This window comes from Sphingomonas sp. R647 (assembly GCF_020177055.1).
Taxonomy (GTDB): Bacteria; Pseudomonadota; Alphaproteobacteria; order Sphingomonadales; family Sphingomonadaceae; genus Sphingomonas.
The window spans coordinates 370,791-393,017 of the sequence record NZ_JAIQXT010000003.1 but is presented as its reverse complement, the minus strand read 5'-3'; the positions used below and the strand labels follow the sequence as shown (position 1 = coordinate 393,017).

24 protein-coding genes are annotated in these 22,227 nt (G+C 66.7%); 12 read left to right on the top strand and 12 right to left on the bottom strand.

The window, feature by feature from the left end; translation table 11 throughout:
* Positions 1-70: 70 nt before the first annotated feature.
* On the top strand, positions 71-616 hold the full coding sequence (msrA, locus tag K9B35_RS08885) for a peptide-methionine (S)-S-oxide reductase MsrA (protein ID WP_224921471.1): 546 nt from the start codon (positions 71-73) through the stop codon (positions 614-616).
* Positions 617-716: 100 nt separating this feature from the next.
* Here msrA and K9B35_RS08880 read toward each other — a convergent pair whose 3' ends face one another.
* Positions 717-1,655, bottom strand: coding sequence for an L-threonylcarbamoyladenylate synthase (locus K9B35_RS08880; protein WP_224921470.1), 939 nt, complete (start codon positions 1,653-1,655; stop codon positions 717-719).
* A gap of 48 nt (positions 1,656-1,703) precedes the next feature.
* Here K9B35_RS08880 and K9B35_RS08875 point away from each other — a divergent pair, with 48 nt between their 5' ends.
* Complete coding sequence (locus K9B35_RS08875) at positions 1,704-3,395, top strand: acyl-CoA dehydrogenase (protein ID WP_224921469.1); 1,692 nt, start codon at positions 1,704-1,706, stop codon at positions 3,393-3,395.
* A 124-nt stretch (positions 3,396-3,519) separates the two neighbouring features.
* Here the strand turns inward: K9B35_RS08875 and K9B35_RS08870 are convergent, their stop codons facing one another.
* Together K9B35_RS08870 and K9B35_RS08865 are read right to left on the bottom strand one after the other, a co-directional pair.
* Positions 3,520-3,876 (bottom strand): GntR family transcriptional regulator, encoded by a 357-nt coding sequence (locus K9B35_RS08870; RefSeq protein WP_224921468.1) that lies wholly within the window; start codon positions 3,874-3,876, stop codon positions 3,520-3,522.
* 70 nt (positions 3,877-3,946) lie between these two features.
* Entirely contained in the window at positions 3,947-4,528 is a 582-nt protein-coding gene (locus K9B35_RS08865) for a nitroreductase (RefSeq protein ID WP_224921467.1), read from the bottom strand.
* A gap of 180 nt (positions 4,529-4,708) precedes the next feature.
* Between K9B35_RS08865 and K9B35_RS08860 the strand changes: the two genes are divergently transcribed.
* Together K9B35_RS08860 and K9B35_RS08855 are read left to right on the top strand one after the other, a co-directional pair.
* Positions 4,709-6,289, top strand: a complete 1,581-nt coding sequence (locus tag K9B35_RS08860) for a peptide MFS transporter (protein ID WP_224921466.1) — start codon at positions 4,709-4,711, stop codon at positions 6,287-6,289.
* 23 nt (positions 6,290-6,312) lie between these two features.
* Positions 6,313-7,005, top strand: coding sequence for an NnrU family protein (locus K9B35_RS08855; protein ID WP_224921465.1), 693 nt, complete (start codon positions 6,313-6,315; stop codon positions 7,003-7,005).
* Here the strand turns inward: K9B35_RS08855 and K9B35_RS08850 are convergent.
* The gene (locus tag K9B35_RS08850) at positions 6,997-7,503 is read right to left on the bottom strand and encodes an O-acetyl-ADP-ribose deacetylase (protein WP_224921464.1); all 507 of its coding nucleotides are present in this window, start codon (positions 7,501-7,503) and stop codon (positions 6,997-6,999) included. The genes K9B35_RS08855 and K9B35_RS08850 overlap by 9 nt on opposite strands.
* A 173-nt stretch (positions 7,504-7,676) precedes the next feature.
* Between K9B35_RS08850 and K9B35_RS08845 the strand changes: the two genes are divergently transcribed.
* From K9B35_RS08845 to K9B35_RS08830, 4 genes are read left to right on the top strand one after another with little or no spacing between them, the layout of a single operon-like run.
* Positions 7,677-9,182 carry an efflux transporter outer membrane subunit gene (locus K9B35_RS08845; RefSeq protein ID WP_224921463.1) on the top strand — a complete coding sequence of 502 codons (1,506 nt, stop codon included), beginning with the start codon at positions 7,677-7,679 and terminating at the stop codon, positions 9,180-9,182.
* Positions 9,182-10,567 (top strand): efflux RND transporter periplasmic adaptor subunit, encoded by a 1,386-nt coding sequence (locus K9B35_RS08840; RefSeq protein WP_224921462.1) that lies wholly within the window; start codon positions 9,182-9,184, stop codon positions 10,565-10,567. Before K9B35_RS08845 ends, K9B35_RS08840 begins: the two co-directional genes overlap by 1 nt.
* Positions 10,560-11,270, top strand: coding sequence for an ABC transporter ATP-binding protein (locus K9B35_RS08835; protein WP_224921461.1), 711 nt, complete (start codon positions 10,560-10,562; stop codon positions 11,268-11,270). The genes K9B35_RS08840 and K9B35_RS08835 overlap by 8 nt, the downstream gene beginning before the upstream one ends.
* Positions 11,270-12,478, top strand: a complete 1,209-nt coding sequence (locus K9B35_RS08830; RefSeq protein ID WP_224921460.1) for an ABC transporter permease — start codon at positions 11,270-11,272, stop codon at positions 12,476-12,478. Before K9B35_RS08835 ends, K9B35_RS08830 begins: the two co-directional genes overlap by 1 nt.
* A gap of 31 nt (positions 12,479-12,509) precedes the next feature.
* Here K9B35_RS08830 and K9B35_RS08825 read toward each other — a convergent pair whose 3' ends face one another.
* Genes K9B35_RS08825 through K9B35_RS08815 form a run of 3 tightly spaced genes read right to left on the bottom strand, consistent with a single transcriptional unit; the run spans position 12,510 to position 14,840 of the window.
* A complete protein-coding gene (locus K9B35_RS08825) occupies positions 12,510-13,367 on the bottom strand; it encodes a DMT family transporter (protein WP_224921459.1) in 858 nt (285 codons plus the stop codon).
* Entirely contained in the window at positions 13,360-13,932 is a 573-nt protein-coding gene (locus K9B35_RS08820) for a nucleotidyltransferase family protein (RefSeq protein WP_224921458.1), read from the bottom strand. The genes K9B35_RS08825 and K9B35_RS08820 overlap by 8 nt, the downstream gene beginning before the upstream one ends.
* Positions 13,929-14,840 carry an XdhC family protein gene (locus tag K9B35_RS08815; protein WP_224921457.1) on the bottom strand — a complete coding sequence of 304 codons (912 nt, stop codon included), beginning with the start codon at positions 14,838-14,840 and terminating at the stop codon, positions 13,929-13,931. The genes K9B35_RS08820 and K9B35_RS08815 overlap by 4 nt, the downstream gene beginning before the upstream one ends.
* A gap of 62 nt (positions 14,841-14,902) precedes the next feature.
* Between K9B35_RS08815 and K9B35_RS08810 the strand changes: the two genes are divergently transcribed.
* On the top strand, positions 14,903-15,967 hold the full coding sequence (locus tag K9B35_RS08810; RefSeq protein ID WP_412103452.1) for a glycerophosphodiester phosphodiesterase: 1,065 nt from the start codon (positions 14,903-14,905) through the stop codon (positions 15,965-15,967).
* Positions 15,968-15,978: 11 nt separating this feature from the next.
* Positions 15,979-16,230, top strand: a complete 252-nt coding sequence (locus K9B35_RS08805) for a hypothetical protein (RefSeq protein WP_224921456.1) — start codon at positions 15,979-15,981, stop codon at positions 16,228-16,230.
* A 180-nt stretch (positions 16,231-16,410) separates the two neighbouring features.
* Here K9B35_RS08805 and K9B35_RS08800 read toward each other — a convergent pair whose 3' ends face one another.
* A complete protein-coding gene (locus tag K9B35_RS08800) occupies positions 16,411-17,133 on the bottom strand; it encodes an alpha/beta hydrolase (RefSeq protein ID WP_224921455.1) in 723 nt (240 codons plus the stop codon).
* Between the two features lie 77 nt (positions 17,134-17,210).
* Here K9B35_RS08800 and phhA point away from each other — a divergent pair, with 77 nt between their 5' ends.
* Positions 17,211-18,080: a phenylalanine 4-monooxygenase gene (phhA, locus tag K9B35_RS08795; RefSeq protein ID WP_224921454.1), complete on the top strand. Its 870-nt coding sequence runs from the start codon at positions 17,211-17,213 to the stop codon at positions 18,078-18,080.
* A gap of 31 nt (positions 18,081-18,111) precedes the next feature.
* Positions 18,112-18,660: a DUF6882 domain-containing protein gene (locus K9B35_RS08790; protein WP_224921453.1), complete on the top strand. Its 549-nt coding sequence runs from the start codon at positions 18,112-18,114 to the stop codon at positions 18,658-18,660.
* Positions 18,661-18,663: 3 nt separating this feature from the next.
* Here K9B35_RS08790 and K9B35_RS08785 read toward each other — a convergent pair whose 3' ends face one another.
* From K9B35_RS08785 to K9B35_RS08770, 4 genes are read right to left on the bottom strand one after another with little or no spacing between them, the layout of a single operon-like run.
* Positions 18,664-19,641 carry a 50S ribosomal protein L11 methyltransferase gene (locus K9B35_RS08785; protein WP_224921452.1) on the bottom strand — a complete coding sequence of 326 codons (978 nt, stop codon included), beginning with the start codon at positions 19,639-19,641 and terminating at the stop codon, positions 18,664-18,666.
* A complete protein-coding gene (locus tag K9B35_RS08780; protein ID WP_224921451.1) occupies positions 19,641-20,360 on the bottom strand; it encodes a hypothetical protein in 720 nt (239 codons plus the stop codon). The genes K9B35_RS08785 and K9B35_RS08780 overlap by 1 nt, the downstream gene beginning before the upstream one ends.
* Positions 20,357-21,256 (bottom strand): subclass B3 metallo-beta-lactamase, encoded by a 900-nt coding sequence (bla, locus tag K9B35_RS08775; protein ID WP_224921450.1) that lies wholly within the window; start codon positions 21,254-21,256, stop codon positions 20,357-20,359. Before bla ends, K9B35_RS08780 begins: the two co-directional genes overlap by 4 nt.
* Positions 21,246-21,947, bottom strand: a complete 702-nt coding sequence (locus tag K9B35_RS08770; protein WP_224921449.1) for an SDR family NAD(P)-dependent oxidoreductase — start codon at positions 21,945-21,947, stop codon at positions 21,246-21,248. Before K9B35_RS08770 ends, bla begins: the two co-directional genes overlap by 11 nt.
* Positions 21,948-22,227 lie beyond the last annotated feature (280 nt).

Below are 22,227 nucleotides of genomic sequence, written 5' to 3'. Positions count from 1 at the left end.
CTTTGTCTCACCCCTAGTTGAGCGTTGCGCTCAATCCTATCTTGGGCCTCGTAGCAAGGAGTTGAAGCGAATGACTACCGAAACCGCGATTTTGGCGGGAGGCTGCTTCTGGTGTGTTGAGGCAGTGTTCAAGGACCTGATCGGCGTCGAGTCGGTCGAAAGCGGCTATATCGGCGGCCATGTCGACAACCCGACCTACAAGGCGGTGTGCGGCGGCAATACCGGCCATGCCGAGGCGCTGAAGGTGACGTTCGACCCGCAGCAGCTGCGCTATGACGACCTGCTCGATATCTTCTTTGCGACGCATGATCCGACGACGCTCAACCGTCAGGGCGGCGATGTCGGCACGCAATATCGCTCGGCGATCTTCCCGCAGTCGCCCGAGCAGGAAGCGGCGGCGCGCGCGGGGATCGAGCGCAATGCGAGCGAATGGCCCGCCCCGATCGTCACTACGATCGAGGCAAACGACACGTGGTGGCCGGCCGAGGATTATCACCAGAATTACTGGGAAGGCGAAGGCCAGCGGAACCCGTACTGCCTTGGCGTCATCCCGCCCAAGCTGAACAAGCTGCGCAAGAGCTTTGCGGAGCGGCTGAAGGCGAAAGCTGGGGCGTAACCCCTATCGTCGCCCCGGGCTTGACCCGGGGCTGGGCTGCCTTTTGACGCTGGCCTGGCAGAAGAAGCCCTGCCCCGGGTCGAGCCCGGGGCGACGAAAATTAGGGCGTGGCCGCGCGCTTGAGCCGATCGTTGATCGCAAGGCCAATCCCGTCCTCCGGAACCGCCGCGACGGCAATCGCCGCACGATCCGACGCATCCGCACGGTGCAGCGCGTCGAACAGGCGGGCGGCGGCCTCGGTCAAATCGCCCTTGGCCGAAAGCGTGTCATCGCCGCCGACCGCGCCAAACCCGATCAGCCACTCACCGTCGCGCGCCTCGGTCGCATTGAGCCGCAGCGGCTTGCGCGGGGCATAGTGGCTGGCAAGCTGGCCCGGCGCTTCGATCGCCTCCCCGGCCGCTCCCAGCCAGCGCCCGATCTCGCGCTCGATCGCCTCCGCCGACACCGGGCCGGGGCGCAGCAGGCGCGGCTGAGCCCCGACCGCGACGATGGTCGATTCGATCCCGCCGCTGGTTGCGCCATCGTCGATGATCAGCGGGATGCGGTCGCCGAGCGACGCGGCGACGTGCGCGGCGCGGGTCGGGCTGATGCTCCCGCTGGCATTGGCGGACGGCGCGGCGAGTGGCTTCCCCGTCGCTGCCAGCAGTGCCTGCATCGCGCGATGCTGCGGCACGCGAATCGCGACGGTGGTCAGCCCGGCCGTGACCAGCCCGGCAATCGGCGCATCGGGGCGCAGCGGCAGCACCAGCGTCAGCGGCCCCGGCCAGAACGCATCGGCCAGCGCGCGCGCGTCACGGTCGAACATCGCGATCGCTTCGGCCGCGCGGCGATCCGCCACATGGACGATCAGCGGGTTGAAGGCCGGCCGCCCCTTGGCCGCGTAGATGCCCGCGACGGCGTCTGCATTGGTCGCATCGGCGGCGAGTCCGTACACCGTCTCGGTCGGAGTCGCGACGCATCCTCCCGCTGCAATGAGCGCGGCGGCCTCGGCAATGGCAGCCTCGCCGTAGGGTAAGATGCGGGGATTTGGCGCGGTCATTTCCGATGGCTATAGCGCTGACAAAAGCGCTGCAAGAGAGAGGACGAAATGAGCTTCACCCCCGCCATCGCCGAACAGCGTTTCGTGCTCGAACATGTCGTGCAGATTGCCGATCTGGGCGTCGAATCCGACATCCTCGACGCGGTGCTCGAAGGCGCGGGCGCGTTCGCCGCGGGCGAATGGGCGCCGCTCGACCGCGCGGGGGACACCGTCGGCGCGAAATGGTCGCCCGAAGGCGTGACCATGCCCGACGGCTATCGCGCGGCGTATCAGGCCTATGTCGAGGGCGGCTGGGGCACGATCGGATCGCCCGAGGCATTTGGCGGACAGGGCCTGCCCTTTGCGCTATCGACCGCGGTGCTGGAGACGTTGGGCAGCGCCAATATGGGCTTTGCGCTGTGCCCGACGTTGACCGTCGGCGCGATCGAGTCGCTGATGCACCATGGCACGCCCGAACAGCAGGCGGCGTATCTCCCGCACCTCGCGACTGGCGCATGGACCGGCACGATGAATCTGACCGAGCCTCAGGCGGGTAGCGACGTCGGCGCGCTCAAGACCAAGGCCGAGCCGCGCGCGGGCGGCAAGTGGAGCATCAGCGGGACCAAGATCTATATCAGCTTTGGCGACCATGATCTGGCCGACAATATCGTCCACCTCGTGCTAGCGCGCACGCCGGGGGCACCGGCGGGGACCAAGGGCATTTCGCTGTTCCTGGTGCCGAAATACCGGCTGAAAGCCGATGGCACGCCGGGCGAGTTCAACGATGTCCGCGTGGTGTCGATTGAGCACAAGATGGGCCTCCACGCCTCCCCCACCTGTGTCCTGTCATTCGGCGATAATGGCGATTGTGTCGGCGAGCTGATCGGCCCGGAAATGGGCGGCATGCGCGCGATGTTCACGATGATGAACAATGCGCGGCTGAACGTGGGGCTTCAGGGCGTGCAGGTCGCCGAGCGCGCGACCCAGCGCGCCGTCGCCTATGCCCGCGACCGCGTGCAGGGCGTGCGCGAAGGCAAGCCCGCGACGATCGTCGAGTTCCCCGACGTCCGCCGCATGCTGATGCGGATGAAGGCGCAGACGATGGCGGCGCGCGCCTTGGTCTATCTGGCGGCGGCGCAGGTCGATCGCGCCAATGCCGGCGACGCGCAGGCCCGCGCGCTGCTCGACCTGCTCACCCCCCTTGCCAAGGCGCACGGCACCGACATCGGCTGTGAAGTGACGAGCATCGGCATTCAGGTGCATGGAGGCATGGGCTATATCGAGGAAACCGGCGCCGCCCAGCATTTCCGCGACGCGCGCATCACCCCGATTTATGAAGGCACCAACGGCATTCAGGCCGCCGATCTGGTCGGGCGCAAGCTGAACATGGATGGCGGCGCGACGCTGCTGGCGCTGCTCGCGCGGATGAAGGCCGACGCGCAGGATTCCGGGCTGATCGCGCTGATCGACGCGTGCGAGGACGTGACGCAGCACATGCTGGCGGCGGAGATGGACGACCGGCTGGCGGGCAGCTACCCTTTCCTCACGATGCTCTCGGTCGCTGTGTGCGGCTGGCTGATGGAAGCACAGGGCCGGATCGCGGCGGGGGCTGAAGGCGACCCAGCGTTTCTGGCGATGAAGGCAGCGGCGGCGCGCTTCTACGTCGCGCAGGTCGTGCCGGAAGCGATGGGGCTGAAGGCAGCGGCGATGGCGAGCGCAGAGGCGCTCTACGCGGTCGATGCGGAGACTTTCGCGGCATAACCGAAGCTGTCACCCCGGCCTTGTGCCGGGGTCCACCAGTCCGCAAGCGCGGCGCTAGAGCCTCTTTCGCTGGAGTGGCGGCACCGTGGACCCCGGCACAAGGCCGGGGTGACCAGCGAGAGTATCAGGCGATCTCGCGGTCCAGCAGTTCGTGCGCGCTGAGGCCAAGCAGCGCGATATGGTCGCGCACCTTGGGCCAATAGCCGGTGAGGAAGCGGTCACGTTCGGCGAGTTTCAGCCGTTCGACTGCGCCGGGCAGGACGAACATGCCGACGCCGCGGCGCACCTCGACATAGCCGTCATCCTGGAAGCTCTGATAGGCTTTGGCCACCGTCAGCGGGTTGGCGCCATGTTCGGCGGCAAGCGCGCGCACCGATGGCAATTGATCCCCCGCCCGGTATTCGCCGCGCAGGATCGCCGTTGCGATCGTCGCACGCAGCTTCAGGTAAACCGGGCTGTCTTCATGTTCGAGCGCTGTCATGGTGACTTAATACAGCATGGGGCAGACAAGTTCCAGACCCAATAGGGTTTCTACTGAAACCATCTGACGCTCAACCTACCCAATTCGACACGATTGCGTCGAGATCGGGCCGGGGGCGCTCCTCCAGCAGCTTGGACTGGGTGCCGATATAGATGAATCCGGCAATCCGTTCGGGCGCCGCGCCAAACAGGTCGCGCACCGCATCGCTGAACGTCGCCCAGCCGGTCAGCCAGTTGCCCGCAAACCCCATCGCATGTGCGGCGTGGAGCAGGTTCATCGTCGCCGCGCCGACCGACAATTCCTGTTCCCACAGCGGAATGTGGCTGCCGACCTTCGGCGAATAGAGGACGACCACCAGCGTCGGCGATTGCCGGGCGAACTGTTCCATCGCCTCGATCTCCAGCCGCGCGGCGGTGGGGCGCTCGGCGCGATAAGCGGCGACCAGCGCCGTGGCAAAGGCATCGCGCGCCTCCTGCGGCACCACCACGAAGCGCCATGGGGCGAGCTTGCCATGGTCGGGCGTGCGCGCGGCGATCTCGAGAATGTCGCGCAGCTGCGCGGCATCCGGGCCGGGCGCGACCAGATCGCGCGCCTTGCCCGAACGGCGGGTGCGCAACAGCGAAAGCGGGGTGGCGGTGTCGTTGAAGGTCATCCCCACCCGTTAGCGCGCCGATCCCGCGCCGCAAAGGGCCATTGCGAGCGAGTCGCAATGGGCCAAGCCGAGCCGATCACGGTTTCCGCTGTAACAATCATGCTTCACATGCCGGTTTTCGCCGCTAGTCTCCCTGCCATCCGGCCACAGAGCCAATAAATGTCAGGGAGTTTCGTGCCGATGGCGCACACATCAGCAGCCGCAGCGGGCGGCGAGCGGACCTTGTTGGGTCACCCGCTCGGCCTGTTCATTCTGTTCTTCGCCGAAATGTGGGAGCGGTTTTCCTACTATGGCATGCGCGCGCTGCTGATCTTCTACCTGACCCAGCACTGGCTGTTTTCGGATGAAAAGTCGGGCGTCATCTACGGCGCATATACCGCGTTGGTGTACATCACCCCGGTGCTCGGCGGTTATCTCGCCGATCGCTATCTGGGTCAGCGCAAGGCGGTGCTGTACGGCGCGGTGCTGCTGACCTTCGGCCACTTCCTGATGGGGTTCGAGGGTGATGGCGGGACCGATAGCGGCGCGCTCAACATCTTCTGGCTCGCTTTGTCCTTCATCATCGTCGGCTCGGGCTTCCTGAAAGCCAATATCTCGGTGATCGTGGGCCAGCTCTACCCGCGCACCGACGTGCGGCGCGATGGCGCGTACACGATCTTCTACATGGGGATTAACCTCGGCGCGGCGCTTGGCTCGCTGCTCTGCGGCTATCTCGGCCAGACCTATGGCTGGAGCTACGGCTTTGGCGCGGCCGGCGTCGGCATGCTGCTCGGCCTGATCGTGTTCGTGATCGGCAAGCCGCTGCTGATGGGCAAGGGCGAAGCACCCGATGCCGACGCGCTCAAAAAGTCGGTGCTCGGCATCAAGTTCGAATGGCTGCTCTACCTGATCGGCATCGCCGCCGTGGTCGGCATCTGGCAGCTGATCCAGTATCAGGCGGTAATCGGCTGGCTGCTGATGGTCGCGGGCGCGCTGCTCGTCGGCTATGTCCTGTTCACGGCTGTCGTGAAGCTCGACCGCGAGGCGCGCGACCGCATCTTCGCGGCGATGTTCCTGATCCTCGGCTCGATCCTGTTCTGGGCATTGTTCGAACAGGCGGGCTCGTCGCTGAACCTGTTCACCGATCGCTATGTCGATCGTGCAGGCGTCCCGGCATCGATGTTCCAGTCGATCAACGCGATCTACATCGTGCTGCTCGCTCCGCTGTTCGCGGCGGCATGGACCTTCCTTGGCCGTCGCGGGCTCGAGCCCTCGACCCCGGCCAAGTTCGGCCTCGCGATGCTTCAGCTTGGCCTTGGCTTCCTCGTCCTCGTCTGGGGTTCGCAGGCAGCGGGCATGGAGAATCTGACCCCGGTCATCTTCATCTTCCTGATCTACTTGCTGCACACCACCGGTGAGCTGTGCCTGTCGCCGGTCGGCCTCAGCGCAATGAACCGGCTGGCCCCGGCACATATGGCGAGCCTGATCATGGGCACCTGGTTCTTCGCATCGGCGACCGGCAATTTCGCCGCGGGCCTGATCGCGGCGGCGACGGGGTCCGAGGCTGCGGCGGGCGAAGGCGCGAACAAGGCGGTCGTGCTCGACGTCTATTCGACGGTCGGCTGGGTCGCGATCGGCTTTGGCGTTGCGGTCGTGCTGATCTCGCCGCTGGTCAAGAAGCTGATGCATCTCGACACGCTGAAGGATGACGATCTGGCGGGCACGGCGGAACTCGCCGAGCCGCAGGCGCCGGGCATCAACATCAAGGACGAAACGCGCTGATCGTCTGAAATCGGGAGGGGAAAATGGGTATTCTGATCGCGGCCTGTGCGGCGTTTCTGGGGACCCATTTCCTCCTCTCCCATCCCTTGCGAAAGCCGCTGGTCGACGCTGTCGGCGAGCGGCTTTTTCTTGGCATCTACTCGCTGGTCGCCTTCGCCACATTGGGCTGGATGGCGCATGTCTATGGGCGGATGCCGGATGAAGCGCCGCTCTGGGCGGTCGGTGACGGACTGTGGGCGGTGGCGAGCGCGATCATGTTCCTCGCTTCGGTGCTGCTGATCGGTTCGCTGATCGGCAACCCCGCCCTTCCCGACCCGACCGGTAAACCCAAAGCGGTGCCGCGCCCGCGCGGGGTGTTCGCGATCACCCGACATCCGATGATGTGGAGCTTTGGCCTGTGGGCGCTCGCGCATATCCTCGTCTTCCCGCAACCGGCGCAGATCGTGCTGGCGTCCAGCATCGGCCTGCTCGCGCTGCTCGGCGCGGCGTTGCAGGACGGCAAGAAGCGGCGGCTCCAGCCCGATTTCTGGCCGCGCTGGCAGGATGTGACGAGCTATTGGCCGTTCGTCGCGATCGCACAGGGCCGCGCGCAGGGTGCCGCAGCATGGCCCGGCACGGTCGCGCTGGTCGGGGGCACCTTTCTGTGGCTCGGCGCGACCTGGGCGCATCTGCCGCTGGCGAACATGCCGGCCGGCATCTGGCGATGGCTAAGCTAAAGCCGCCTCGATCGCGCTGCGAATGTCAGGGGAGTAGGCTACCAAGGTAACGTGTAGATCCGCCCGCTCCTTCATCGCTGCGCGACTTTCGCGGACCGCGATGATCGCGGCCTGATCAATGGGATAGCGAAATACGCCACAACTGATCGCAGGGAAGGCGATGCTTGCGATCCCCCTCTCCGCAGCGATTTCGAAGCAGCGCCGGTAGCAGCGGGCCAGAAGCTCGGCCTCTCCCTTCGCCCCGCCCTGCCACACCGGCCCGACCGTATGGATGATGTACCGCGCGGGGAGCAGATAGCCCCCTGTGATCTTCGCATCGCCGGTCTTGCAGCCGCCTAGAGAGTAGAGCTTCCGACATTCGTCCAATAGCCCAGGTCCAGCCGCACGATGGATCGCGCCATCGACGCCTCCTCCTCCCAACAACGAGCTGTTTGCCGCGTTGACGATGGCGTCGACGGCGATTTTGGTGATGTCGGTCTGGACCAGTTCGATACCCATGACGCACGTTTCGACCGCGCCTTCGCATGGGTCAAGGCGCTGACAGCGAGTCTTCAGGAATGTCGATGAGGCTGGCCGCAACCAAATCGTTTCGCGCGTGTTCCAACGCGATGCGTACAATTTGCGACACTCTTTTGGTGGACGGGCCGAGCGGCGCTGGCCATTTTCGGGGCATGATCGTTCGCCCCTTCCTGATCCTCGGCATGGCCGCGCTCCCGCTTGCCGGCTGTGCGGCAGGTCCCGACTACCGCCCCGGCACCGCTGCCCAAATTGGTGTCCCGCCCGCTTTCTCGGTCGCGGCGGACCAGCAGGCGCAGGCCGACCTGCAACGCTGGTGGACCACATTCAATGACCCGATGTTGACCGGGCTGGTCGAGCAGGCGGCGACGCAAAATCTGGACGTGGCGCAGGCGGTCACCCGGCTGCGTCAGGCGCGCGAAGCACTGGTCCAGTCGCGCGCGTCTCTCCTCCCCTCGGTCAGCGCGGGCGGTAGCGGATCGCGGAGCGAGCCGATCCGTGGCACGAGCACGCAGGTCACCCTGCCCGACGGCACCATCACCAGCGTGTCGCAGGGCGGCAGCTCCAGCTTCTCGCTCGGCGGCGACGTCAACTACCAACTCGACCTGTTCGGCGGCGTGCGGCGTGGCGTCGAAGCGAGCCGCGCGCAGCTGGAGGCATCGGGCTACAGCTATGCCGCGACATTGGTGTCGATCCAGGGTGAGATCGCGCGCAATTACATCCTCGCCCGCGCCGCGCAGGCACAGCTTGCCAACGCGCGTGAGAGCCTGACGATTCAGGACGACAATCTGGAAATTGCGGGGTTCCGCGTTCAGGCGGGCCTGGTCTCCTCGCTCGATCAGGAACAGGCCCGCGCCACCCGCGCACAGACCGCAGCGTCGATCCCGTCGATCGAGGCAAGCTATAACAGCGCCGTTTCGCGCCTCGGCGTGTTGACGGGACAAGCGCCCGGCGCGCTCAAGGCACAGATGGAGGCGGTGCGCCCGATCCCGCAGGGGCCGGAGCGGATCGCGGTCGGCATCCCTGCCGATACGCTGCGCCAGCGCCCCGATGTCCGCCTCGCCGAACGCAACCTCGCCGCCGCCGTCGCGCAGATCGGCGTGTCGCAGGCGCAGCTCTACCCCCAGCTCTCGCTCGGTGGCAGCATCGATGCCGGCGCGGGCAACATCGGCGGCCTGTTCGACGTCATCACCGGCCGGCTGTTCGCCAACATCGCCCAGACGATCTTCGACGCGGGGCGCACCCGCGCGCAGGTGCGCTCGGCGCAGGCGGCAGCGGATGGTGCGTTCTACGCCTATAAGCAGACCGTGCTGATCGGCATCGAAGAGGTCGAGAATGCGGTCGTCGCGCTCCAGACCGCGCAGGCCCGCGAGCGCGAATTCGTCATCGCGCTGGATGCCGCGAACAACAGCGCGATCCTGTCGCGCAGTTCCTACCGCGCGGGCCTTGCCGATTTCCTGACGCTCAGCCAGGCCGAGGCGTCGCTGATCTCCGCGCGCAACGGCCTCAACCAGGCGCGGTCGGACAAGGCATCGGCGCTGATCCAGCTCTATCTCGCGCTCGGCGGCGGCTGGGATGCCGGCGCCGCGCCGACCCCCGACAGCGTCGCGCCCCCGCCGCCCGCTACCCCCACCGCCCCCGAAATGACCGGAAGCAATTGATGGCCGACGCTGCAAATCCCAAGATCGACGAGTTTCTCGGCGGCAAGACGACCCCAGCCTGGCAACGCCATGCCAAATGGATCGCGCTCGCATTGGTGATCGTCGCCGTCCTGTTCGGTGCATGGAAGATGTTCGGCGGGACCGAAGAAGCGGGCTATGCAACGCGCGCGGTCGAAAAGGGATCGCTGACCGTCACCGTCTCCGCAACCGGCAAGCTCGCGCCGACCAATCAGGTTCAGGTCGGTTCGGAATTGTCGGGTCTGGTCAACCGCGTGCTGGTCGACGTCAACGACCGGGTGACGGCGGGACAGCCGCTGGCGCTGATCGACCCCGAACGGCTCGACGATGCGATTACCCAGGCGCAGGCATCGGTTGCCGCAGCGCAGGCGACGGTCGCGCAGAATCAGGCGACGCTAACCGAGGCACGCAGCCAGCTCGCCCGGTTCGAGGAAGTCAGCCGCCTGTCAGGCGGCCGCGTGCCGGCCAAGACCGAACTCGACAATGCCCGCGCCGCCGTGACGCGCGCGGCGGCGACGGTGCGCGCCAGCCAGGCGCAGGTCACCTCGCAACAGGCGGCGCTTCGCTCTGCGACCACCCAGCGGAACAAGGCGATCATCCGCTCGCCCGTCAACGGCGTGGTGCTGGCGCGGCAGGTCGAGCCCGGCCAGACCGTCGCGGCATCGTTCAACACCCCGACCCTGTTCGTGATCGCCGAGGATCTGAGCGCGATGGAGCTGGAAGTCGCGATCGACGAGGCCGATGTCGGTCAGGTCAAGCAGGGGCAAAAGGCAAGCTTCACCGTCGATGCCTTCCCCGGCGAGACCTTCCCCGCCGTGATCCAGCGCGTCGATGTCGGCTCCAACCTGTCGTCGCAGGCGAGTACCACGACGACCACCACGACGGCGCAGGTTGTCTCCTATGCCGCCACGCTGTCGGTCGCCAATCCGGAGCAGAAACTGCGCCCCGGCATGACCGCGACGGCGGAGATCATCACGCTCCAGAAGGACAATCTTCTCCTCGTTCCCAACGCCGCGTTGCGCTTCACCCCCAGCGCGGGCGGCCAGGAAGCCACAAAGGGCGGCGGCATGGCCGGCGCGCTGGTGCCGGGGCGTCGGCGCCGAGGCGGGGACAATGAGAAGTCCGCAACGATCCAGCGCGGTGCCAAGCAGACCGTCTATGTGAGAGGCGAAGACGGCCAGCCCCAGGCGATCGAGGTGACCACGGGCGACACCAACGGGCAGGTGACCGAAATCCTGTCCGGTAACCTCAAGCCCGGCATGGAAGTCATCACCGGCCAGTTTTCGGGTGAGAGCGGCGGGAGCGCCAAGCGTTCCGGTAGCGGCGCCGGCGGCGGTCAGCGCAAGGCGGGGGCGTCGGGTGGCTGATCCGATCATCCGCCTGCGCGGCGTCACCAAAACCTATGGCGAGGGGCCGACCGCGTTTCAGGCGCTCAAGGGCATCGACCTTGACATCGAACAGGGCGATTTCGTCGCGGTGATGGGGCCGTCGGGTTCGGGCAAATCGACGACGATGAACATCCTGGGCTGTCTCGACGTGCCCAGCGCGGGCGAGTTCCTGTTCAAGGGCGTGCATGTCGAAACGCTCGATCGCGACCAGCGCGCGTTGCTCCGCCGCCGCTATCTCGGCTTCGTGTTCCAGGGGTTCAACCTGCTCAGCCGCACCAGCGCGCTCGAAAATGTCGAGCTGCCGTTGCTCTATCGCGGTGAGGACAAAAAGGCGCGGCACATGCTCGGCATGGCCGCGCTGGAAAAGGTCGGACTCGACAAATGGTGGGACCACACCCCCGCCGAACTGTCGGGCGGCCAGCAGCAGCGCGTCGCCATCGCCCGCGCGATCGTCACCAGCCCGGCGGTGCTGCTCGCCGACGAGCCGACCGGCAACCTCGATTCGGAACGGTCAGTAGAGATCATGGAATTGCTGACCGGCCTCAACCAAGACAGCGGCATTACCGTGCTGATGGTGACGCATGAATCCGAGATGGCGGCGTTCGCGCGGACCATCGTCCACTTCAAGGACGGGCTGGTCGAGCGGGTCGAGACGGGCCTGAAGGCGGGGGTTCACGCCTGATGCTCGGCACCACCTTCACGCTCGCGATCCGGTCGATCCTGCGGCACAAATTGCGCTCGTTCCTCACGACGCTCGGCATCATCATCGGTGTTGCCGCGGTGGTCGCGATGGTGACGCTCGGCAATGCGACGACCGCAGCGGTCCAGCAACAGATCGCCAGCCTTGGCACCAACATCCTTCAGGTGCGCCCGGGGCAAGGCTTTGGCCGCGGCGGCGGCGGGCCGCGCCCGCCCGATTTCGAGCAGCAGGATGTCGAGGCGATCAGCGAACAGATCGCCGGCGTCACCGCAGTCGCTCCACAGGCGCAGGCGACCGGCACCGCGATCTATAACGGGGCCAACTGGTCGACCACGATCAACGGCACCACCAACGGGTTTTTTCAGGTCCAGCCCTGGCCGCTGACGGGCGGCCGGACCTTCTCCGGAGCCGAGGAAGCGGCGGGCAAGGCGGTGTGCATCATCGGCAATACCGTGCGCCAGAACCTGTTCCGCGGCGGCGAAGCAATCGGTCGGCGGATCCGAATCAACGACGTATCGTGCGATGTGATCGGCACGCTCTCCACGCGCGGTCAGGCCGGGTTCGGCGGCGATCAGGACGATGTCGTGATCATGCCGATCAAGACCGTGCAGCGCCGCTTCTCCGGCAATCGCGACATCCGCGTGATGCTGGTCGGCGTGGACAGCGCCTATGATTCCGCAGCCGTACAGGCGTCGCTAAGCGACCTGCTGCGCGAACGGCGCGGGATCGAGGCGGGCGAGCAGGACAATTTCAATATCTTCGACACGGCGCAGATCAGCGCGACGCTGACCGGCACCACCCAGTTGCTGACCAGCATCGTCGCCACGGTCGCGGCGATCAGCCTGATCGTCGGCGGCATCGGTATCATGAACATCATGCTGGTGAGCGTGACCGAACGCACGCGCGAAATCGGCATTCGCCTCGCGATCGGCGCGGTGGCGCGCGAGGTGCTGATGCAGTTCCTGGTCGAGGCAATCGTGCTGTCGATGCTGGGCGGAGTCATGGGGCTGCTGGTGGCGCAGGTGGCGGTTGCTGCCCTGACGCCGGTGATGCAGGTGCCATGGACGTTCGATCTTCAGATCAACATCATCGCCTTTGCCATCGCGGCGGGGATCGGGGTGGTGTTCGGATATTTCCCGGCACGCCGCGCCGCGAGCCTCAACCCGATCGACGCGCTGCGACACGAGTAAGGCATTCCTCCCCTGCGCAGCAGGGGAGGAACTAGCTGAACTGGAGCAGGACCAGCCCGCCCGCCAGCACCACCGCCGCAACGATCCGCCGAGCGCCGAACCCTTCGCCCAGCATCCACGCACCCATCAGCGCGGCCCATACCACCGCCGTCTCGCGCAGCGCCGAGACCTTTGCGACCTCCATCAGCGAGAAGGCGTAGAGCGCGGAGCCGAACGAGACGCTCGACAGCGCCCCCGCCGCGACACCGTGCTTCCACGTCGCCTGCACCGCCTGCGCCAGCGCGCGGCGGCGCAGCAGCAGGGCGGTGGTGGTGATGCACACGCAATCGAGCATGAACAGCCACACGATGTAGGTGAACGGGCTGGGCGCGACGCGCACCCCGCGCGCGTCGGCCATGTTGTATAGTGCGACCCCGATTGCCGTCGCAAAGGCCCAGCCGAGTGCGACCTTGTCGGGATGCGCGGCGAGCGACACACCGCGCGCGGGCAGTGCGAAGACGATCACCGCGCCGGTCGCCAGCATCAGCCCGACCCAGCCGATCAGCGGCAGATGCTCGCGCAGCACCAGCACCGCGAACCCGGCGGTCAACAACGGCGCGGCGCCGCGCATGATCGGGAAGACGAGGCTGAGGTCGCCGCGCTGCATCGCCCGGACGAGGCAGATCTGATAGGCGAAGTGCGCCGGGACGGCCCAGGCCAGCGCGGTCCAGGTCGCGGCGTCGGGCAGTGGCACGATCAGCGCGAACGGCGCGATCACGATTGCGGCGCTCGACGACAGCACCGCGCGCCCGACCAGAATGTCCTCCCCCCGCTTCACCGCCATATTGGCGAGCGCCAGCGTGAACGCGGAGATCAGGCCCAGCGCGATCGCCAGCGTCTGATCAGCCATGCGCCAGCTTTGCCAGATCCTCCGGCGTATCGATGTCGATCAGCTCGGCGGGAGGCGCGACGATATGATGCCCGCGCCGCACCAGATCACGCGCACCGACATCGCCGCGCGCAGCGAGCAAGGCCGGGAAATGCGCACGGCCGAACAGCACCGGCGGGCGCGGGATCACGCCATCGCTGGACGCGACGATCGCCTCGTCGCCGCGCGCATCGTCCAGCAGGCGATAGACTTGCGTCGCGGTGACGCGGGGCATGTCGGCGAGCGCGATCACCACCGCATCGGGATCATGCTGCGCCGCCGCCTCCACGCCAAGGCGGAGCGAGCGCCCGAGCCCAGCGGCGGGGTCGTCATTGGTGACGACGCTGTAACCGCAACTCGCGAGATCGAGCGCCGTACCCGCGACCACACCGATCCGCGAGCAGAACGGGATCGCCTCCAGCGCCACTACGACATGCAGGCCGAGCGGGCGGCCGAGATACGGCACTGTCAGCTTGTCCACGTCGCCAAAGCGGAGCGAACGCCCCGCAGCGAGCAGGATCAAAGCGGTACGTTCGGGCGCAATCATGCGTGCAGCGCCCGAACCATGCCAGCCGCGATCGACAGCGCAATCTCCGCCGGGCCAACCGCGCCGATGTCGATCCCCGCCGGTCCCTCGACCCGGTCGATCTGCTCGGAGGTCAGCCCCGCCTCGGCCAGCCGCGCGCGTCGCGCCGCATGGCTTTTACGCGACCCGAGCGCGGCGACGTAGCCCGCCCGGCCCTTCAGCGCCGCAATCAGCGCGGGATCATCGATCTTGGGATCATGGCTCAGCGTCACCACCGCCGTCGCGCCGTCCGGGCGCAGCGCCGCGACCGCCTCATCGGGCCAGCGATCGTCCAGCGTGACTCCGGGGAAGCGCTCAGACGTCAGAAACCGCCCGCGCGGGTCGATCACCACGGTCGCGATGCCAAGTTCGCGCGCGAGCCCGGCGAGCACCTGCGCGATCTGTACCGCGCCGACGATCAGCAACCGGCGCGGCGGTTCATAGCGGTTGATGAAGGCGTCGGGCAGCGGGTCGAGGCTGCTGCGCCCGGTAGCCATGTCAGTGGCGACCGCGAGGCCCCTGCCCGCCTCCCGCGCCTCTGCAATCGCATCGAACAGCACCGGGTCAAAGCCGTCGGGCACGACCGGCTGGACCATCACCTCGATCTCGCCGCCGCATGGCAGGCCGACCTCCCACGCCGCAGCGTCGGCAACACCATAGCGGCGCAGTGCGAACGGCGCGCCGGCGATCACCTCCGCCGCGACGGCCATGATGTCGGCCTCGACGCACCCGCCCGACACCGATCCCTCGAACCGCCCGTCTTCATGGACAAGCAGGTGGCTGCCGCGCGGGCGCGGGGCCGAACCCCAGGTCGAGACGACGGTCGCCAGCGCCATCCGTGCGCCCGCCCATCCGCGCGCTGCGGCGATCACGCTGTCGTTATCGGCCATCGTGCCTCCATATTGTCATCCGAATCACCTAGCCGCCGGAATGAACTGGTGGAGATAGGGCGATGACAGGGATGTTGCGAGCGGCACTGGTGCTGGCCATGATTGCAACGCCCGCGCTCGCCAAGGAGGCCGCCATCTCGTCCAAGCCCATTATCATCGCGCATCGCGGCGCCAGCGGAGAACGGCCCGAACATACGCTCGCCGCATACACCCTCGCGATCGAGCAGGGTGCGGACTTTATCGAGCCCGATCTGGTGGTGACGAAAGACGGCCAGCTGGTCGCGCGGCACGAGAATGACATCACCGGCACCACCGATGTGTCGAGCCGCAAGGAATTTGCCGAGCGCAAGCGGACCAAACTGATCGACGGGATGAGCCATACCGGCTGGTTCACCGAGGATTTCACGCTGGCCGAATTGAAGACGCTGCGCGCGAAGGAGCGGCTGCCGCTGCTGCGCCGGGGCAACACCAAATATGACGGCCAGTTCGAGGTGCCGACGCTACGCGAGATCATCGCGCTGGCCAAGGATGCGAGCGCGAAGACCGGGCGGACGATCGGCATCTATCCAGAGACCAAGCACCCCAGCTATTTCGCGTCGATCGGCTTGCCGATGGAAGCGCTGCTGGTCGCGGAGCTGAAAGCCGCAGGCTGGGACCGCGCCGATGCGCCGATGTTCATCCAGTCGTTCGAGGTGAATAATCTCAAGGCGCTAAAGCAGCTGACCCCGGTCAAGCTGATCCAGCTGATGGCGGCGGAAGGCGGGCCGGCGGACAAGACGCATCCAAGCTACGCAGCGATGGCGACGGCCGACGGGCTGAAGGCGATCGCCGCCTATGCCGCCGGGATCGGGCCGCACAAGGACATGGTGGTCACGGGCGACGGCACCGTCTCCTCGCTGGTCGCCGACGCACATGGCGTCGGGCTGAAGGTCCACCCCTGGACCTTCCGCGCCGAAAATTACTTCCTGCCGTCGCGCCTGCGCAAGGGGATCAACCCCGCGGGGCATGGCGACATGGCCGCCGAAATTGCGCGATTCCTCGATGCCGGTGTGGATGGTTTATTCACCGATTACCCTTATGCCGGGGTCGAGGCACGCGACCGGCACTCCCGCCGTCCGGCTGAATGAGGGACCGCGCGATGCGCAAGAACCTGATTGTTGCTGTCGCGGTTCTGCCGCTGCTGTCGGGCGGCTGCGTCGCCAAGACCGCGTTTGACGTTGTCACCGCGCCGGTGAAGGTCGTGGGCAAGGCCGCCGACTGGGCGACCACCAGCCAGGACGAATCCGACCGCAATTACGGCCGCAAGATGCGCGAGAAAGAGGCCAAGGAAGGCCGCGAGCGCAAGAAGCAGGACGAGAAGTGCCGCAAGGATCCGGACGAGTGCGATTGATGAGCCCCCGCATCCGTTTGCCCTGATGATCAGGTCGCCAAAGCTCCCAGCTTTGGCTGAAACGTCCGGGGGACGTTTCACCTCATCATTGTCGAAGGGCGAAATACCGCGCTTGGTTGAGAGTGCGGGTCTGGTGCTTCGACAAGCTCAGCACAAACGGAGGTTGGTGCACAGCCGCCGCTAGGCTGCTGCCCCCCGCCCCAACGTCTGCGCAATCGCGCGCAGCACCTGCGGCTTCATCTGCACCCACAAATGGCTCGAATCGACTTCGATCGATCGAGCCGTTTCGCAGTCCGGCTCGTGACAGATCGCGCCATTGACCAGCCCGTCGCTCGCGCTCCAGATCGCGGTCGCCGGGACCGGCAAGGGCGATGACGCCTCCTCCAGCATCGCGCGCACCGCCGGATCGTCGGCGCGCTGGCCGCTGACCAGCTCGAACACCCGCCAGACATTGGTCGCGGTGGGCAGGCCGGCGAAGGGCGAGCTGACCGTAATCACCTCACGCACCAGCTCTGGATGGCGATGCGCCGCGATCCGCGCCATGATCCCGCCCAGCGAGACGCCGACCAGGGTCACCGTTTCCCCGGTTTCCTCATGGACCTGCGCGATCCGCTCGAACAGGCGCTCGCCCTCCGCCCCGATCGCGCGCGCGCCGAAGTTACGCCCCAACGCCCACGGATAGGCGCGATAGCCGAGCGCATCGAGGTAGCGGCGCATGACGATGTTGCTCATGTCGCTGTTGACCAGTCCCGGCAACGTCATCACCGGCCGCCCGTCACCGCGCGGTTCGGCCAGCAGTTCCTTCCACGCAAAGGGCAGCGCCCCTACCGACAGCGCAGCGCGCGGCCATTCGGCGAGCAGCGCGGAGGCGGGTGGCGCCTTGGCGTCGAGATTCACGGGCATCGCATCACTCCTCGCCGACACAATCTCCGGCAAACCCCTCGGTTCCGCGTGTCGCGTCGTCATGCTATGCTGCGGACATGATGAGTGAAAGCCACGTTCTTGAACGCCCGCCGGAAGGCGCGGGCACCGATTGGACCATCCCGCAAAATTGGGACGCCTTCACGGCTGAAGACCATGCCGTGTGGGACACGCTGTACGAACGGCAGATCAAGCTGCTGCCCGGTCGCGCGTCGAAAGCGTTTCTGCGCGGGCTCGACCTGCTCAAGCTGTCCGAAAGCGGCATTCCCAATTTCGAGGATCTGTCCGAGCGGCTGATGAAGGCGACCGGCTGGCAGGTCGTCGCCGTCCCCGGCCTTGTCCCCGATGACGTGTTCTTCGATCACATGGCCAATCGCCGCTTCGTCGCGGGCAATTTCATCCGTCGCGCCGACCAGCTTGATTATCTGCAGGAGCCGGACGTCTTCCACGATGTGTTCGGCCACGTCCCGCTGCTCGCTGACCCGGTCTTCGCCGATTATATGGAGGCCTATGGCCGCGGCGGCCTGCGCGCGCTGGAGCATGGCGCACTCAAGCAGCTCTCGCGCCTCTACTGGTACACCGTCGAATTCGGGCTGATCCAGGAGGATGACGATCTGCGCATCTATGGCGCGGGGATCGTGTCCAGCTATGGCGAAAGCCGCTTCGCGCTCGACAGCGATAGCCCGAACCGGATCGGCTTCGACCTCAAGCGCGTAATGCGGACCAATTACCGCATCGACGATTTCCAGCAGAATTATTTCGTCATCCCGAGCTTCGACGAACTGCTCCGCGTGACGATCGAGACCGATTTCGCCCCGCTCTATGACGAGATTCTGGCCCAGCCGGATATCGCCATCGCCGCGATCGAGCCGGACGACCGGGTAATCACGCGGGGGACGCAGGACTATGCGCGGGGTCGCGACGGCTAAATCGACCGGGACATTGTGACGGGGGTGGGGAATGGCAGGACTGTTCACGAAATTGTTCGGCAATGGCGCCGCTGCGAAGGGTACGCGCGATACCGAACTTCCCGTTTATGCCGCAGGTCTGAGCGACACCGAAATCGATGCCGTTTTCGAACGCGCCCGCGCCGAGCTGGAGATGAAGACCAGCGCCCATGTCGCAACATGGGGGGCCGATGCGGCGCGTTGGGATGTCAACCTCGAAGCGGGCACGATCATCTTCACCAATCAAAAGGGCTGGGCGCTCACCGCGCCGGTCCAAGTCGTCGGCACGCTGAACACTGCTGACGGTACGTTTCTATGGGGTTGGGATCATCCCTCCGTGCCCGAAGCGGTGCGCGGCGCGGCGCAGCGTGTTCGCGATTTTGGCGAAGCCCAGGGCCTGGAAGCCCTCACGACCCGAATGATCGAGGCGAGCGAGGAGGATGGGTGGGAGCTCACCGGCCTCGCCATGCACCTCGGCGGCGCACAAGGGGCCTATCGCGCGCCGACCGGCAGCACGCTGATGTTCATGACCTATGGCGAGCCAACGCTCAGCAAGCCCTGACCGTCACCAGCTCCCGAACCCCGGCGCCAGCCCCTGCCCGTCCGGTCCGGGCCGCGTCGTGCGGTCCCAGCCATAGCGTGTCCGCTTGCGCAGCCGCAGCGTCGGCCAGTCGCCCATCGGGGTCTTGCCCGCCAGCCGAAGTCCGTGGCGGCGATATGCCCCCGCGACCCGCTCCGCCTGCGTCTCCAGCAAGCCCGCCAGGATCAGCGTCCCGCCCTCCGCCAGCACCGCGCTGATGCTCGGCGCGAGTTCGATCAGCGGGCCGGCCAGCACATTGGCGATGACGAGGTCATAGGGCGCGCGGCCGGTGAGCAGCGGATGCTCCAGCCCCGCCGCAGCGGCGAGCGCGAGCTGGCCCTGCATCACGCCGAGCGGCACGCCGTTGATCGCGGCATTCTCCGCCGTCACCTCGACCGACACCGGATCGATGTCCGATGCGGTGGCATAGGCGCGCGGCCACAAATGCATCGCGGCAAAGGCGAGCAGACCGGTGCCGGTGCCGATATCGATGAGATTGTCGACCCGCTCGCCCCGCGCGCGCATCGCGTCGAGCGTGCGCAGGCAGCCGGCGGTAGTCTCGTGCGTGCCGGTGCCGAATGCCCGGCTAGCCTCGATCTGGAAGGTCTTGGCGCCCTCAGGCACCTCGCCCCGATTGGTCGAGGTGTGGACATAGAAGCGCCCGGCATGAACCGGCGCGATCCCCTGCTGACTCAGCGTCACCCAATCCTCGTCCGGGATCTGCTCGATGACCTCCTTCGCCTTCTTCGCGCTGGGAGCCAGCGTGCGGATTGCGGCGATGTCGGCCTTGCCCGGCTTCGCTTCGAAATAGGCCTCCAGCTGCCACGCAAGTGGATCGTCGGGGATCGTCTCGCTGGTCAGCAACACCGGCGCAGGATCGATGCCGAGCAGCTCCGCACCCTCGAAATCGATCGCCTCGGCCTCGTCACGCGTGCAGGGCAGGGTCAGTTTCCAGCTGGTCATCAGCCGATCTCCACTGGCCGGGCGAGGACCAGCTTAAGCGTGGGCACGTCGATCACTTTGTAGTGAACCGCCATGCCTTCGCGCACCACCAGCGCCAATCGCGTGGGAGTCAGCATCCACATGCGATCGATGCCGTCGAGGTTCTTGAGCAGGAATGCCTGCCGACCGTCGGAAATGTTGCCAACCAGCACATCCTGCTTGGTCAGGTCGGCCTGAGCGACGGCGAGAACATAATAGGCCGCGGGCGGCACCCTCTTGCCATCCGCCTCATCTGGGTCCTCCTCGATATATTCCTCGCCCCGCCGCTGCGCGCCATCGAGTGCGGCGACCGCAGGCAGGAAGCGAAATTCCATAATGCTACGGTTGTTGTCGGGAAGCAGCTTGCGGCTCGCACCTGTCGCCTTGTCGAGCAGAATCAGGTTGCGATGATCGAAATCATAGCGACCCGAAGATGAGGCGACTTTGCCAACCCGCCCCGGAATGCCGATGGCGAGTTGGACCAGCCCGGTCCCCCGCACATCGCGGACATCCTGCACCGAAAAGGGGGCCGTCTGCCCCTTGACCGCGACCGGAGCGGGGTCGTGGCTGCGACTGAACCGCCCCGTACCGATCAGCATCGCCGCCAGCCAAATCACCGCGACCGCGGCGAGCAGACCGACCCCCGCGAAGATCCAGATCAACAACCGCCCGGCACCGCCCCGCTTCACCACTTCGGTCATCGTCCGCTCTCCTTCGCCAGCCGTGCATCCAGCCGTGCGCGTCCTCCGGCGGCATAGTTGGCGCATGCCTTGGCATCGACCAGCGGCGCGCTTCCGGCGAGGCGCGCGTGGAAGTCGCTCGCGCCGGGGTGTGGGGTGATCAGGATATCGCAATCCAGCCCCGCCAGCCGGTCAAGCCCGGCGCGGAAGGCGGCGACATAGGCTGTGTGGTCGGAGAAGCGATAGCTGTCGTTGGACAGCGCGCTGATGCTGTCGGCATAGACGATGTTCCGGCACTCCGCGCCCGCGCAACTGCGCCACGACCAGCTGGTCGATCCGGGCGTATGGCCGGGCGTCGCATGGGCGGTGAGCGCGAGCGGGCCGAGCCGCACCACCTCGCCGTCCGCGACGATGCCGTCGACGCGCGCGCCAGGGAATTTGGGGTTCATGCCAAGCTGCGGATCGTCCGCCGACGCTTCGCCGCTTTCCAGCGCAGCGCGCGCGGGGGCGCGGGCGAGCAGGCGCGCGCCGGTCATCCGCTGGAGCGCGCCGATCCCGCCGGCATGGTCGAGATGCTCATGCCCGTTGAGGATGATCTTCACGTCGGACAGCTTGAACCCGAGCCGCTCGATATTGCGCGCGATGCCGGGCGCGGCCTTGTCGGTCGCGGCGTCGATCAGAATATGGCCCGCGTCCGATGTGACCAGCAGCGCGACGATGCCGCAGGTGCCGACCTGCCAGACATCGGCGTAAACCTGAACCGGCGGCGCCGCATCGCTCCACCCGTCGCGGTCCTTGCACTGGGCCACATGCTCCTTGCCCGACACGCCCGCAGCGGGTGCGCTTGCCTGAGGGGCGGGTGCCGCCGCCGCGCATCCGCCGAGCATTGCGGCGAGCAGCGCACCTTTAGCGGACATAGCTCGCCCCGTTCACGTCGAGCACCGCGCCGGTCATCGACGCCGGGGCCTCCAGCGCGCAGAAGCGGGCCATGGTCGCGACCTCATCGGGCATTGCGACACGGCCGAGCGGGATGTCGGCGAGCAATTTGTCGCCGCCGCGGCTCGCGAGATAATCCTCGGCCATTCCGGTCATGGTGAAGCCGGGGCAGATGGCGAAGGCGAGGATGCCTTCCTTCGCATAGCCGCGCGCGATGCTCTTGGTCATGCCGATCATGCCCGCCTTCGACGCGGCATAGTGCCAGTGCGCCGGCGAGTCACCGCGATAGGCGGCGCGGCTGGCGATGTTGATCAGACGACCACCCTCGCCCCGCTCCTGCCAGTGCCTGACCGCAAAGCGGCTGAGCTGAGCCGAGGCGGTCAAATTGACCTGCATCGTCCGCTCCCATGCGGCGAGCCAGACATCGTCGTCGAGGTCGATCGGCGCGGCCTCGAAAATCCCAGCATTGTTGACCAGCACGTCGACCCGCCCGTCGAGCTGGTCGAGCGCGGCCTGCCACAGGGCGGCGGGCGCAGCCGGGTCGGTGAAGTCGGCGGGAATGCCGCTCGCCGTCCCCTGCCCGACCGCGCGCACGTCACGGCCATCAAAGCTGGAGAGGATCGCGGCGCCGATGCCGCGGCTGGCGCCGGTGACTAGGATATGGGTCGTCATGGCGACCCGGTTAGTCGCAACTTGGCGGTCCGTCACCCCTGCTCGAGTCTCCCCTCCCGCTTGCGGGAGGGCACTTAACAGCCGTTTGCCCTGAGCCTGTCGAAGGGTCGTTCCAAACATCTGTTGTACTGCGGCCCTTCGACAATGATCAGGTGAAACGTCCCCCGGACGTTTCAGCCAAAGCTGGGTGCTTTGGCGACCTGATCATCACGGCGAACGGGGCGTTTGATTGCATGCTTGGACAGGCCCTCCCCTAGCCCCTCCCGCAAGCGGGAGGGAG